Source organism: Hydrogenimonas sp., from assembly GCF_029932565.1.
GTDB lineage: Bacteria > Campylobacterota > Campylobacteria > Campylobacterales > Hydrogenimonadaceae > Hydrogenimonas.
Map to the genome: position 1 here is coordinate 1 of NZ_JAOZPV010000051.1, position 13,104 is coordinate 13,104.

The window sequence follows — 13,104 nt, forward strand, 5'->3', positions numbered from 1 at the left end:
TCAGTTCCAGTGATCGGCCATCCGGCAGAAACGCCATGTTGGCCGGGTTGAAATAGGCGGCATCCGCCGCCGTCGTATGGGATACGTAGGCACCTGCCAGGGCCGTCGAGTTGAGTGACTGCTCCGGAATTTTGTATGCCGCACCGAATGCCAGTGTCGCCGCTGCCAGCGAGAGGGGAATCAGCTTCTTCATGGTTGCTCCTGTCTGTCTGTGAGGTTGTAAAGGGCTTCGATCTCCTCTTTCCAGATCGACTCGTCGATCGTCTCCAGGATCAGAGGAATATCGTCCATCCTCGGATCGTTCATGATAAGACGAAAGGCCTCCCATCCGATCTCTCCGCAACCCAGCGAATGGTGGCGGTCGACCCGGCTTCCGAGCGTCGGTTTGGAATCGTTGATATGCATACCCTTCAAATAAGAAAATCCTACAATTGTATCAAATTCTTTCATAGTTTTTTCATATACTTCCCGGGTGCGCAGATCGTACCCCGCCGTGAAAGTATGGCATGTATCCAGACAGACGCCGACCCTGCTTTTGTCATCAACTTTGTCGATCAGATGGGCCAGATGTTCGAATCGGTATCCCAGATTGCTGCCCTGCCCCGCCGTGTTTTCGATGACAAGCGTCACACCTTCCGTTTCGTTCAGTGTGATGTTCATCGCTTCGGCGATGCGGTCCAGGCACGCCTCCTCGCTGATCTTTTTCAGATGGCTGCCCGGATGGAAATTGAGTTTGTCGAGGCCAAGGAGTTCACACCGTTTCACCTCGTCGATAAAGGCATCGAGGCTCTTTTTCCATTTCTCCTCTTCGGGATGCCCCAGATTGATCAGGTAACTGTCGTGCGGCAGCACATGTTTCGGATCGATGCCGCTCTCTTTCAAATTGGCCTTGAACTTTTCGATCGTCTCCTCATCGAGAGGCTTGGCTTTCCACTGTCTCTGGTTTTTCGTAAAGAGGGCGAATGCTGTCGCACCGATCGATCTGGCGTTGATCGGCGCGTTGAAAACACCACCGGAAGCGGACACATGGGCACCGACATATTTCATATATCACCTCTCCTGGTTTTTATCGATGTCACGTTACTCGCTATCGGCGTGCATTCAGCACCGCGTCGCGTGATCTCATGGGCACCGGCATAATTACTTTTTGAGGGCATGACTATTGAATCTCCGTTATCTTTATAAGGGTGTGATTGAGACGGTCTTTGAATCTCGCCGTCTTCGAATCGAAGGTGTAGATTATATCGAATTTGTCCGATTCGTGAATGCGCTGAACGGATCGGCCGTCTTCTTTTTCCAACTTTTCCCCTCCGAAAATCGGCTTTCTCGAGAAAATGGCGGCAAGCGTTCCTTTCGGATACTCGGCATGCAGATATTTTCTGTAAAACTCCTTTTCGCTCATGCATCCGTTGTCCATACAGATTCTTTTGCCGACGGTCAGCTCGAAAACCGCTTTGCCCGATGCATAGACCTGGATTTTGATGTGCTCTTTCCCCCGATAGAGAAACCCCTGGTCGGCATACTTCAATTCGGGTGTTTTGATGACGATCAGTGCAGGGCGGGGTGCCTCGTACTGTCTGGTTGCGCATCCCCAAAAGAGGAGAAGAGGGAGAATGAAAAACGATTTGAGAAAATCCTTCAATCCGACACCTTTTTGAAAAAAATATTTTATAGAATTTTAAGTTAAACTCACTATAATTTCATCCACAAACCGTTGATGGCCCCTTCATCTAGCGGTCCAGGATGCAAGGTTTTCATCCTTGTCACAGGGGTTCGAGTCCCCTAGGGGTCACCACGCTTCTACACATTTTTACCTCCTAATTTTTAGCACTTTTTCTGATACACCAAGCAATTGAACAATTTTTTGACGCATGCGGCCCGCATGCGTTCCCTGCCAATACACCTTGCCGCATTTCGGACATTTCCAAAATGCTTCCAGCCATCGATATGTCTCTTTTGGAATGGTACGTAGACAATCCCGTTTTTCACACGGCACCATCACCCGATTGCAGCAGAGCGAACGGTGAAACGGATGGGCGAACTTCGGAAGATCGAACATCGCACTCAGACGTCGGACCTGCTTTTCGGCCTCTTCGCACGCAAGTACGACAATCGCATCGGGAAGCCGGTTTTGAAGCCGCCGGTCGCATGTGATGCCGATACGTCCGAACCGGCACCATCCAATCAGCTCATCGTCGCGCATATCGTTACGGTAAATCGTATCGAAACCGAGAAGCCGCAGATATTTGGCGACCTTTGCCAGATGAACGTCACAGACGAACCTGGGACGGTCAACCCATCGGATACAAAATCGCTTCATGGACGCCGTCGCATGCTTTCATCACCTCATCGTCGAGCTCGATCTCGAGTGCCGCAACGGTTTCGTCGAGTTGTTCGACCGATGTCGCGCCAATGATGGATGAGGCGACGAAATCGTGCTGTTTGCTCCATGCTGTCGCCAGTGTCGTCACACCCATTCCGGCTATTTCGGCGATCTCCATGTAGAGTGCCGTCGCTTCGAGCGTCTTGTCATTCAGATATTTCGCCGCCTGCGCCCGGACCCGCGGGTTTTTGTCGTTGAGATATTGCGTAAAACGTGCATCCGGCGGGAAAAACTCTCCATTGTATTTGCCGGTCAATACACCGCCTGCCAGCGGTGCGTAGGGCAGCAGTGAAATATGCTCCTTTCGGCAGACCGTCGCCAGTTCATCCATAAAACGGCGATTGAGCAGCGAAAAGTTGTTTTGGATCGAGTCGAAACGCGCCAGACCGAGGTAGCGGCTTGTTTCATTCGCTTTGGCCAAGCCGTAGGCCGTATCGTTCGAGGTACCGATGTAACGGACTTTGCCACTTTCCACCAGACGATCGAACGCCTCCAGACTCTCTTCGATCGGCACGACCGTATCAGGCCAGTGCATCTGATACAGATCGATATAGTCGGTCTTCAGACGCTTCAGGCTCCCCTCGACCGCCCGTTCTATATGAAAACGGTCGATCGCTGTCAATCCATGGCGGATCGGAGGAACGAACCATCCGCTCGCGGCACCCGCGATTTTCGTCGCCAAAATAATCGAATCTCTCGGTTTCGTCGCCATCCACTCCCCGACAATCTCTTCCGTTGTTCCCGCCCACGAACTCCTGGGCGGAACCGGGTAGAGTTCAGCGGTGTCGAAAAAATTGATACCCCGTTCGTACGCTCTCTCCATAATCGCAAACGACGTGTTTTTGTCGCAGAACGAGCCGAATGTCATCGTGCCCATACAGAGTGGCGAGACCCGCAATCCGCTTTTTCCTATATACCGATACTCCATCATTTTCTCCAATCCGCTCAGGTGGCCGTTCTCTTTTCGAGCCACCTCGTGAACGATTCGATGGTCATGGGTTTGCTGAAATAGTACCCCTGGGCCAAATCGCATCCGAATTTTTTCAGAAAAGTCAGCTGTGTCTCGTTCTCGACCCCTTCCGCCACTGTCTTCATTCCGAAATGTTTCGCAATATCGATGATCGTTCGTGTAAGAACTTCATCATTCGGATTGATTCCGATATCTTCGACAAATCCCCGGTCGATCTTGAGGGTTTTGATGGAGAGATTCTTGAGATAGGCCAGCGAAGAGTATCCGGTCCCGAAATCGTCGATACTGAATCGGAATCCCAAATCCCGCAATTCTCTGAGCTTCTCGTTTGTCGCTTCGTAATTTTCGATAAAGACCGATTCGGTCATCTCCAGTTCGATCCGTTTTGGATCGATCTCGCCGTTTTGTGCCATCGTGCGAACCATATCGATGAAGTCGCTTCGTACGAACTCTTTGATGCTGATGTTGGCCGCAATGTGATCGAGCGGAAGTTTCGAACTCTCCTGTGCCACCCGTCTCAGCACCCACTGTCCCAGCTCGTGAATCAGACCGCTCTCTTCCGCCAGCGGAATAAAGATACCGGGAGAGACGAGCCCGCGCTTGGGATGCTCCCATCGCAGAAGTGCTTCCGCCCCGACACATTTTCCCGTCGCAATCTCGATCTGCGGCTGGTACAAAAGAGTCAGCTGATTCTTTTCGATGGCATTGTGCAGATCCTGCAGCAGCTCCGTTTTGTTGACCGTGCTCTTCTCCAGTTTGCTGTCGAAAATGCGGACACTGTTCTTGCCTGACGACTTCGCTTCGTACATCGCGACATCCGCTTCTTTGAGAAGATCGAAAAAGTCACGGTCATGGGTAAAGAGTGTGATGCCGATACTGGCACTGAAATGGAGCTTTCGGCCTTTGATGGCAAACGGCTTGGCAATCTCTTCACGAATTTTTCTCGCAACGATCTCGCTTTTCATCGCAGCCTCTTCCATATCGCCTTCGATATCGGAGAGGAGAATGACAAATTCGTCGCCTCCCAGCCGTGCGACAATATCGCCGGTTCGCATCAGATTGGTCAAACGTTTGGCGAGCTGCTGAAGAAGATAGTCGCCCACATCGTGCCCCATCGAATCGTTGATCTGCTTGAAATTGTCGAGGTCGAGGAAGAGCAATGCATTGGTCGTGCCGTTTCTCTCGGCTCGCAGCATCGCGATTTTCACATGCTCGAAAAGAAGTTTTCGACGCGGCAGTCCTGTCAGTTCATCGTAATAGGCGAGATAATCCGCCCGCTCCCGTGCAATACGCTCCTTCGTCACGTTGCGACCGTAAAGATTGATTTTCTCATCGTTGAGCATGACAATATCGAACTGATAGATGGTCTCCTGGTATTGCAGATCCGTACTTTTGTGTTCACCGTTGCATACCTTGTCCAAAAAGCGTTGCCATCGTTTTGGCTCTTTGTTCTTCAAACCGGCATGAATCACGCGTGCGGCATCATTTTCGATCAAAATCGACCGGGATGGGCATGCAATTTGCATCACGGGATTGGGATTCTGGATATAGAATTCGGCAAACGATTCGATCTGCCGTTTATGTTCAAGCTCCTGGGAAATATCTTCGACAATGCCGATCGCCCCCACCAGTCGATTTTTCGAATCTTTGAGAGCCGTCGTCTTGACGCGGATATTGACATCGATATCGCTGGTCGTCGTATGGTATGTGCCTTCGAAGTAGCCATCTTCGAGACCGTTGTAGTCGATAGGTGTCCGGATGGCGGGAACAATCTTTTTGTCCTGCAGCTCTTCAAGATTGAATCCGATCAACTTCTCCCGCGTCGAATCGAAAATATGGATAAAACGCTGGTTGACGTTGACAATTTTGAACTCTTTGTCGTAAAAAAAGATGCCGACCGGTACATTATCAAAAATCAGTTCGATTTCGGCTCTGTGCGCTTTGAGCGCACGGATCCACTGAACATTCTCACGACGCAGCACCATGGCATCGACGATCGTTTTATGAATCCTTCCGGAACTCGAAACGAGAAACGCGAGATAGATGAGTACCATCACACCCATCATCACCTCGATCCCGCTCGCACTGATCAAGAGCCATAATGCGGTGCCGCCAAGAATGATCATCACATACGTCACCGCGGTAATGCGCAGAGGCGACAGCGTGGAAATCGCTCCGGATGCCATGCCTCCCATGACAAACGCCATCAGAAAATCGTGGGCAATGTCCTGTTTTCCGAGAAAATACCAAAGACCGCTCACCCACACGGCGGCACTCAGAAACATGCCCACCCATTGCAGAATCTCGGCACGCAATATCGGTATATCTTCCTGTTTCGCTTTGTAATAGAGATAGATTCCGAGGCGGTAGAACATCACCAGCACGATCAATCCGAACCAGATCGCGACATTTTTTCCCGATTTCGGCCAATAGACGACAAATACGACAAGACCCGCAAGAATATTGGCGACGATACTGAAAGGGATGGAGTCATAGACCATCTCGATCAGATCGCGGCGAATCTGGGGTTCGTACCGTTCCACGCTACGGCTCCTTTTTCATGACGGCGATCGCTTCACCGATGATATGCATCTGCGACGCTCTCACCTGGATCACCGGATAGATGGGATTGATAGAGATACAGGCCCAAATTTTTTCATCTCTTCTCTCCATCTGTTTGATGAAAAGCTCCTCATCGATACGCACCACGTAGATACCGCCATTTCGGACATCCTGATGGCTGCGGTCGACCGCGACCAGATCGCCGTCGTACAGAAGCGGCTCCATCGAGTCGCCGCGTACTTCCAGCGCATCGATATACTTCAGATGGCTGCGACCGCCGAGCAGTTCGACAAATGCTTCATCGATACGGATCGCCTCGAAGCTCTCCTCCCAATTGAACGCACCATTGCCGGCAGAGGCATTGATCTGTCTGAAATAGCGGATTGTCGCATATTTTTCCGTGCTCTCTTCCAGTGATTTCGGTGTCTGATCGTAAAGAAGCCAGTTGATGCTGATTTTGCGCTGTGCACAGAAATCCGCAATGGATGCAAACGGGATCGAACCCCGTTTTTTCAAAACAGCGAAATAGGAAGGTGCGATGCCCAATGCTTCGGCCACATCTTTATCCAGTACTTTCCGATCGCCCAGCTCACTGCTTACAATGTCTTTCAGCCTGGCAAGCACCTCATCGAACGCGAGCATTTCACCTCTTTAGAAAATGATATTTTTTTGTTCCATCATACCATATCGGCTTACAATTGTTACTAAAAGAACCCATCTCAAAAATCCCTATGGGCGGTAACGGAAGCGATTTTGCTCCCTGTCGCGGCGGTTCGACGCAGGCGTGGCCAAAGCCACGTCAAGGAGAACCAACAAAGAGAGGGGGCAAAAGCGCTCCGCCCGCAGGGTGGTACGGAAAAGATACGCTGACTTCGTTGAAAATGCTCGATGCAGCTTTGGCTACACCTTGCGCTTTTTCGCCTCGCCATCGCATCTTTTCCGTACTATTCCCGCCTATGGGGATTTTTGAGATGGGTTCTAATAACAGAAGGAATCGTGACGATGATTGTCCACCTCGATCTTGACTCTTTTTTCGCATCCTGCGAACGGCTGCTCGACCCCTCCCTGAAAGGGAAACCGATCGCAGTAGGAGGACGTGGCGATCCCTTCATTTTCGCGAAGGAGAGCCGCCGAAATATCGACGTCACACTCGAAAACAGCGGGGCGTTCGTTCCGACACTATTCTACGACGCACAGAGCGATTTCAACGACTATTTCGTCGAGAATGGCAAGATACGCGGCATCGTCATCACCTCCAGCTACGAAGCGAGACGCTGCGGAATCAAAACCGGTATGACGATCCGCGAAGCGCTGCAGCTCTGCCCGCCCCTGATCGTACGCCCACCCAATCACCTCTTCTACCACGACCGGTCGCACGCGCTCAAAGAGTGGCTCAAAACAGAAATTCCCGTACTGGAGCAATACAGTGTCGACGAATTTTTCGGCGATCTCGGAGGATGGATCGAAGAGGAAGATCTGCCGGCGTTCGTCGAAACGCTTCGCACCGATATCAAAAAGGAGTTCGGTCTTCCCCTCTCCATCGGTGCCGCACCGTCCAAATGGATCGCCAAACTCGCCACGAGCGCCGCAAAACCGGATGGATGCAAAGTAATTTTCAAAAACGGTGTCAACGCCTTTGTCAATCCGATTCCGATCGATGCCTTCCCGGGCATAGGACGCAGCTTTTCGAAACGTCTGAAAGCCTACAAAATCGAAACACTCGGCGATCTCAAAGCGGCGAAACATCTGCTCTACCGGTGGAAAAAACCGGGAATCCAGCTCTACCATCGTGTCAACGGAGATGACAACGAACCGGTGGTCGCCGGGCACGACCGGCGATCCATCGGCATCTCACGCACGATCGATCCGGTATTCGACCGAAAGGAGATCAAACGGCGTCTTATCATCCTCTGCCGACACCTCGCCCACCTCATCGTCAAAATCGAGGCACAGCCAAAAACGATCTTTCTGGGCATCAAATATCAGTTCGGACAGAAAAGCAAACGGCATATCACCAGACGCTTCACATTCAGCGAACTGGCCCTGCGCCGCCACATTCTGGAACTTTTCGACACTATCGACATCTACCGTTCACTGGCCATCGTGAGACTCGGCATCAGCTGCGGGAATTTCGAAACAAAACCGACGACACGGGGATCGCTTCTTTTTTACGAAAGAGAACACAAAGAGCGGAGTCTGTGGCTGCAAACCGCCAAAGTGCGCCAGAAGTATGGAATCGACACGATACGATCGGCCGTAGAGATGTTGTAGCTACGCTTTGCGTGCCCTCATTGGCCATCAGGAAAGATTGGCGATGGCACTCTCGAAAATTTGGCGGCTTCGATCGGAATGGAAAATAAAGACAACATCCATCTGCGGGTGCTCTTTCAAAAACTCTTGAACCGTCCGATAGGCGATTTTCGCCGCTCTCTCGGCCGGGAACCCGTAGACACCCGTCGAAATGGCGGGAAACACCACGCTGTCGCATCCGAGTTTCACCGCCTCCTGCAATGAATTGCGATAGGCGTTGGCCAGCAGTTCCTCGCACCGGTCGCCGCATCGGCCCCAGATGGGTCCAACGGTATGGATGACGAACTTCGCCGGCAGATTCCCCGCCGTCGTCGCCACCGCTTCACCGGTGGGAAGCCCATCGGGATATGTCGTACGGCGGATCTCTTTGCACTCCTCCAGAATCGCCGGCCCTCCGGCACGGTGGATCGCTCCGTCGACCCCGCCGCCTCCCATCAGCGAACTGTTGGCCGCATTGACAATGGCACAGACTCTCTCTTTCGTGATGTCTCCGGTTTTAATATGGATGGGCATAAAAATTCCTTTATCGTTTTATCCGGGTCTAACCATCCAAAAGGATGGTCCGTCCAAAAGGCACCGCCACCTCTCCGGGAAGAATCCAGACCGTTTCGCAATGAGGCTCCCTGTCGGGAAACGTCCCTTGCGCGTCGGTGAAGTAGAGCAGCAGCGACGTCTGGGGCAGCTCCTTGTCGATGGTGTCGAAAACGGGCCTGAAATCGGTACCGCCGCCCCCTTTGAGAGCGAAGTCCAACACCTCTCCCGATACGAACCGGTAAACCCCCTGGATCTTCGCATCGCAGACCAGCAGATCCACTTCGGTGTTCGGAAAGCTGAGCAGCAGTGCTTCCAGCTCCCCCACGAACCGTCCCAGCAGTGCCTCGTCTACCGAACCGCTGGAGTCGATGGCGACGACCACAGTCAGATTCTCACTGGTGGTGGAGGGAAGATAGACACCATCGGCCAACAGTTTTTTGTTTGGTTTGACAAAGGTGTAGTCGTTTTTCTGGTGGCGCTGGATGGCGTGATAGAGTTCGCTGCGCCAGTCGATAGCAGTGTCGACGTTTCTGTCGAAAAGGCGTTCGATGCCGCCGGGCGTATGACCCTGCTTCCGCGCCTTCTTCAGCGCCTCCTTCATCGCATTTTCCCACATCTGCTCCACCTCCGGCTCCAGTTCCTGTGGAGGGAGTGGATGGCCGGCATCTTTCTCGCGGTTCAGATTGTCCGGATGTTGTTCCTCTTTCATCCGATTCCTGTTCTGCTCGTTGAACCCCTCTTCGTTGCTCTCGTTGTCGTTGTACTCCTCGTTGCGGATCTCATCCTTGAGGATGGCGTAGATCTCTTCGGCATACTTTCCGTCGAAGCGCGCTTCGTAATGAACCCGCTCGGGGAGTCTGAAGCCGTTTTCTTTGAGCATCCCGTTGATGGCATAGTCGGTGGCAAGCTGCCAGAGCCACCCCTGACGTTTCATCTTGCGGTTTTCGTGGGCCAGCACATGGTGCATGACGCTGTTGGCGAGGGCGAATTCGATGCTTTCCAGCGGTTCCTCGGCAAAAAAATCGGGATTGTACTGCAGAACTCTGCCATCACTCAGAAAGGCTTCCACCTCCTCGCTCGGCGAAGTTTTCAGACGGCTGGCCAGGAGGCCGAACCAGGGGTGCCTGACAATCAGACGCGTTTTTGCTTTGGTAACTTTGGCTTCGACACTCATGCAAGCAGATGGGCGAATGTTCGGATCCAGACTTTGAAGTTTTCGCACTTCTCCAGCAGCACCCCTTTGTGCTGAAGCTCCTTGACCACCATCACTGAAAACTCCGGGGGCAGTTTCATCAGATAGGTCAGCAGATGCTCCAGCACCTCCTTGGATGTATCCCGGCCGATACGCTGCACGATCATCGAGGCCAGCACGTACAGCGCGTTGGGCTCTTCTGGCACGACTGCATCTTCACCGCGCCATATCGCATCGAGATCGGGAAGATCGGACGCGGCCGCCCGCCAACTCAGAAACTCCGCCGCCAGCTCTTCGCCGATGGCACCGGCCAGCAGAGGCATCAGCAGCTCCGCTTCGGGTGTCGATTTGAGGATCTTGTCCACATACTCCCAGCTTCGTGGTGTGGCAAAACTCCGATGTGCCGATCTGGCGTCGAACATGAACAGCGCATCGGGCTGCGCCGAAAGAAACCCGACGATGGAAGCGTCGATCCCCTCCGCTACCGCCCAGCGCCGCCACTGCTCCGGATCGCTCTCCATCTCCAGGTGGACAAAGCGGTTGGCTAGGGGGGCTGGCATCCGGTAGACGACGCCCCGGTCGCTCTCGCGGTTCCCCGCTGCGACGATCGCCCAGCCGTCGGGCAGTCTGTACTCGCCGATCCGCCGGTCGAGTATCAGCTGGTAGGCGCTCGCCTGCACCATCGGTGCAGCGGTATTGAGCTCGTCGAGGAAGAGAACACCTTCGGGCTCGCTTCCGTCGGGCAGAAAGGCCGGCGGCGCCCAGAGCGCACGATGCGCCTGCTGATCGAAAAAGGGAATCCCCCGCAGATCGGTCGGATCGAGCAGCGACAGACGCAGGTCGATGAAGCCGATCCCCTTCTCCTCGGCGATTTGCCGTATGACCGAGGATTTGCCGATGCCCGGAGGCCCCCACAAAAAGAGGGGGACTTTTTCTTCGACCAGGTGGCTGACGGCGAGTTTCGTTTCGACTGGCTTCATACCAAATCCTTCGGATTTGAAATGAAAAGTGAAAAATGAAAAGTGAAAAATTCTGGGAAATCGCTTCGGTCATTTTTATTCAAGATGGAAGCCGATGAAATCGGCATCCCCAATTCTTCATTCTTCATTCCTAATTCTTCACTCATCTACATTCCCATGTTCCGTTTGATATACTCCCCGAACGCCTCGTTGCGCTTGAGGATCTGATTGAGTTCTCCGTCTGTCTGGTATCCCAGCAGAATCTCGATGGGGGTGGAGGGATTGGATGCGAGGGCCTTTTGGATGTCGCGGTCTTTGATTTTGGCAAAATTTCGCAGATGGCTTTCGGGCATGGCCGGGTTGGCGGCCAGGGCTTCGTAGACGGCCTTATCCCGTACGCGGATCAACCGTTCCAGAATTTCCGGCGCCACCACACCGTTGCCAGCAAGTGCCCGCAAGACTTCCTGTTTTTTCGTGCGCTCCAGCATCTCGTATAGGGCTGGAGTGAGATTTTCATTGGCGGCCAGGGCAGCTTGAACCGTTCCATTCCCCTCTTCTCCCAGCCAAAGCGCCGTCGCTTCATCCAGCCTCTCGTTGCTTCCCAGCGCTTTCAGCTCCTCCTCGTCACCCCGCTCCAGCACGCTTCGAATCGTTTTTTCATCCAGCGTCTGGAAAGTCAGAAAGGTGCGCCGCACGGCGGCATTCTCGCTTTGTACCAGCATTTCATGCAGTGCCGGCGAAAGATTTGGGTTGCGGGCCGCTCCTTCGAGAATCCACCATTCGCCGCGCTGCACCAGCCCCATCTGTTTCGATTTCGGAAGATTGGGGTGTGCCGCCACGAAGCCTGCGAGACGTCTATCGCTCCGTGCCAGAAAATCATCCAGCAGATGTGCGGGCAGATGGGGGTTGATCAGCAGCGATTCGTGAAGGGTTCGGGGCATCCAGGGATCGGAACTCCGTTGGGTGATTTCGTAGTCCGGAATCTCCGCCATTGCCTCGAGCAGTTTTTCGTCGCCACTCTGGGCCGCAACAAGAAAGGGTCCTACCGGAGAGTACTGGATATTGTGGTTCTTTTCGATCTCCGGGTAAAACCTGGCCACCAGTGTACCGGCAACATCCCGGTTTTCGTCGTTTTCAAAGGGACCCATCCCCTGCCAGTCGTAAATGCGGAGAATCTCACAGAAAAGATCGTCGCCGATGGCGCTGTTGTGAAGGAGATTGATGATCCGTTCCCTGTTGGGAAAGAGTGCCAGGCTTCCCAGCAACGCCTCAGGATCGATATGGCCGGCATAGTAGCTCTCCAACTCCCTGAGATCGACGACCGGTACCCCCTCTTTGTACTTTCGGTCGCTGTAGGCCTCCTCCAGAGGATTGATCAACCTGCCCAGGACGATCAATGCGATCGGTTCGTCATTTTCGTCTCTGGCTTTCTTGGCATCCGTCTGGTCCAGAAACAGAGCGATATCCTCGTCACTCATCGTCTTCGTCTTGCCCAGGAAGAGAACTTTTTTACCATGCAGTTCCGGTACGATTTTGGCCAGTTTCACCATCAGAAAGGATTCTCCATCTTCTCTTCGATCCACTTCCTGGCCCGCTCTTTTCTCAATTTGCGCGCAAAATCGGCGGCACTGAATCCCATCTGATCCACGGCGTAGATGTCCGCACCCTTTTCGTAAAGCAGTTCCATCATCTCCAGATGCTCAAAACAGGCTGCCAGCATCAGCGTTGTCATGCCGCTCTTTCGCCTCGTCTCGGCAGGATCAAGCCCCCTTTCGATGAAAAGCTCCGCCAGATCGAGCCGGTTATGCTCCACCGCCTCATCCAGCAGACCAACTCCCTCTTCGGTCGTCCAGAAGATATCCGCACCATACTCCAGCAACAACTCTGCCATCTCTCTGGTAGCCCGCGACTTGATTACCCAGTAAAGAAGCGGCCGCCCCTCTTCATCTGCTGCATTGGCGTCGCAACCCTCCGCCAGCAATCTTTTCACCCGGTTCAGAGCGTCGTTTTTTACCGCCTCGATCAGTTCGTTGTTTTTCTCATTCATGGAAAAGATTATACCAACAAAACGGAAGCTTTACAGATATAAAAATTTTTAACTTTTCGTTTTTGAGATGGGTTCTAATTTTTCACTTAGACTGGTGACCCCGGCGCGATTCGAACGCGCGGCCTTCGGATTAGGAATCCGATGCTC

General features: G+C 53.0%; 13 protein-coding genes, 1 tRNA gene and 1 pseudogene. 2 read left to right on the plus strand and 13 right to left on the minus strand.

From position 1 onward, the window contains the following. The 3 genes and pseudogenes from Q1K24_RS06865 to Q1K24_RS06875 all read right to left on the minus strand — a co-directional run. Positions 1 to 193, minus strand: a pseudogene (locus tag Q1K24_RS06865) (hypothetical protein); the annotation flags it as partial. Beyond that, positions 190 to 1,047, minus strand: coding sequence for a deoxyribonuclease IV (gene nfo, locus Q1K24_RS06870; RefSeq protein WP_300367947.1), 858 nt, complete (start codon positions 1,045 to 1,047; stop codon positions 190 to 192). The pseudogene Q1K24_RS06865 and the gene nfo, both read right to left, overlap by 4 nt. Before the next feature lie 112 nt (positions 1,048 to 1,159). Beyond that, the gene (locus Q1K24_RS06875; protein WP_300367950.1) at positions 1,160 to 1,642 is read right to left on the minus strand and encodes a hypothetical protein; all 483 of its coding nucleotides are present in this window, start codon (positions 1,640 to 1,642) and stop codon (positions 1,160 to 1,162) included. A 77-nt stretch (positions 1,643 to 1,719) separates the two neighbouring features. Here Q1K24_RS06875 and Q1K24_RS06880 point away from each other — a divergent pair. After that, positions 1,720 to 1,795: transfer RNA gene (locus Q1K24_RS06880), tRNA-Glu, on the plus strand. Positions 1,796 to 1,810: 15 nt separating this feature from the next. On the opposite strand, the gene Q1K24_RS06885 is transcribed toward Q1K24_RS06880, so the two are convergent. From Q1K24_RS06885 to Q1K24_RS06900, 4 genes are read right to left on the minus strand one after another with little or no spacing between them, the layout of a single operon-like run. Continuing rightward, positions 1,811 to 2,320 carry a Mut7-C RNAse domain-containing protein gene (locus Q1K24_RS06885; RefSeq protein WP_300367952.1) on the minus strand — a complete coding sequence of 170 codons (510 nt, stop codon included), beginning with the start codon at positions 2,318 to 2,320 and terminating at the stop codon, positions 1,811 to 1,813. Continuing rightward, positions 2,292 to 3,311, minus strand: coding sequence for an aldo/keto reductase (locus tag Q1K24_RS06890; protein WP_300367982.1), 1,020 nt, complete (start codon positions 3,309 to 3,311; stop codon positions 2,292 to 2,294). The genes Q1K24_RS06885 and Q1K24_RS06890 overlap by 29 nt, the downstream gene beginning before the upstream one ends. A gap of 17 nt (positions 3,312 to 3,328) precedes the next feature. Beyond that, positions 3,329 to 5,896 (minus strand): GGDEF and EAL domain-containing protein, encoded by a 2,568-nt coding sequence (locus Q1K24_RS06895; RefSeq protein ID WP_300367955.1) that lies wholly within the window; start codon positions 5,894 to 5,896, stop codon positions 3,329 to 3,331. A gap of 1 nt (position 5,897) precedes the next feature. Further along, on the minus strand, positions 5,898 to 6,557 hold the full coding sequence (locus Q1K24_RS06900; RefSeq protein ID WP_300367958.1) for a S24 family peptidase: 660 nt from the start codon (positions 6,555 to 6,557) through the stop codon (positions 5,898 to 5,900). Positions 6,558 to 6,881: 324 nt separating this feature from the next. On the opposite strand from Q1K24_RS06900, the gene Q1K24_RS06905 reads away from it, so the two are divergent. Then, positions 6,882 to 8,186 (plus strand): DNA polymerase IV, encoded by a 1,305-nt coding sequence (locus Q1K24_RS06905; RefSeq protein WP_300367961.1) that lies wholly within the window; start codon positions 6,882 to 6,884, stop codon positions 8,184 to 8,186. 27 nt (positions 8,187 to 8,213) lie between these two features. On the opposite strand, the gene Q1K24_RS06910 is transcribed toward Q1K24_RS06905, so the two are convergent. Genes Q1K24_RS06910 through Q1K24_RS06935 form a run of 6 tightly spaced genes read right to left on the minus strand, consistent with a single transcriptional unit; the run spans position 8,214 to position 12,957 of the window. Next, positions 8,214 to 8,738: an O-acetyl-ADP-ribose deacetylase gene (locus Q1K24_RS06910; protein ID WP_300367964.1), complete on the minus strand. Its 525-nt coding sequence runs from the start codon at positions 8,736 to 8,738 to the stop codon at positions 8,214 to 8,216. A gap of 28 nt (positions 8,739 to 8,766) precedes the next feature. Continuing rightward, positions 8,767 to 9,981, minus strand: a complete 1,215-nt coding sequence (locus Q1K24_RS06915; RefSeq protein WP_300367967.1) for a VWA-like domain-containing protein — start codon at positions 9,979 to 9,981, stop codon at positions 8,767 to 8,769. Beyond that, entirely contained in the window at positions 9,930 to 10,931 is a 1,002-nt protein-coding gene (locus Q1K24_RS06920; protein WP_300367970.1) for a MoxR family ATPase, read from the minus strand. The genes Q1K24_RS06915 and Q1K24_RS06920 overlap by 52 nt, the downstream gene beginning before the upstream one ends. Further along, complete coding sequence (locus tag Q1K24_RS06925) at positions 10,928 to 11,077, minus strand: hypothetical protein (RefSeq protein ID WP_300367973.1); 150 nt, start codon at positions 11,075 to 11,077, stop codon at positions 10,928 to 10,930. The genes Q1K24_RS06920 and Q1K24_RS06925 overlap by 4 nt, the downstream gene beginning before the upstream one ends. Then, the gene (locus Q1K24_RS06930) at positions 11,078 to 12,460 is read right to left on the minus strand and encodes a hypothetical protein (protein WP_300367976.1); all 1,383 of its coding nucleotides are present in this window, start codon (positions 12,458 to 12,460) and stop codon (positions 11,078 to 11,080) included. After that, positions 12,460 to 12,957 (minus strand): ankyrin repeat domain-containing protein, encoded by a 498-nt coding sequence (locus Q1K24_RS06935; protein ID WP_300367979.1) that lies wholly within the window; start codon positions 12,955 to 12,957, stop codon positions 12,460 to 12,462. The genes Q1K24_RS06930 and Q1K24_RS06935 overlap by 1 nt, the downstream gene beginning before the upstream one ends. Positions 12,958 to 13,104: the final 147 nt, after the last annotated feature.

Coding starts and splice junctions, on each gene's coding strand:
- nfo (WP_300367947.1), bottom strand. CDS start 1,047: ATGAAATATGTCGGTGCCCATGTGTCCGCTTCCGGTGGTGTTTTCAAC.
- Q1K24_RS06885 (WP_300367952.1), bottom strand. CDS start 2,320: ATGAAGCGATTTTGTATCCGATGGGTTGACCGTCCCAGGTTCGTCTGT.
- Q1K24_RS06890 (WP_300367982.1), bottom strand. CDS start 3,311: ATGGAGTATCGGTATATAGGAAAAAGCGGATTGCGGGTCTCGCCACTC.
- Q1K24_RS06900 (WP_300367958.1), bottom strand. CDS start 6,557: ATGCTCGCGTTCGATGAGGTGCTTGCCAGGCTGAAAGACATTGTAAGC.
- Q1K24_RS06910 (WP_300367964.1), bottom strand. CDS start 8,738: ATGCCCATCCATATTAAAACCGGAGACATCACGAAAGAGAGAGTCTGT.
- Q1K24_RS06920 (WP_300367970.1), bottom strand. CDS start 10,931: ATGAAGCCAGTCGAAACGAAACTCGCCGTCAGCCACCTGGTCGAAGAA.
- Q1K24_RS06925 (WP_300367973.1), bottom strand. CDS start 11,077: ATGAGTGAAGAATTAGGAATGAAGAATGAAGAATTGGGGATGCCGATT.
- Q1K24_RS06930 (WP_300367976.1), bottom strand. CDS start 12,460: ATGGTGAAACTGGCCAAAATCGTACCGGAACTGCATGGTAAAAAAGTT.
- Q1K24_RS06935 (WP_300367979.1), bottom strand. CDS start 12,957: ATGAATGAGAAAAACAACGAACTGATCGAGGCGGTAAAAAACGACGCT.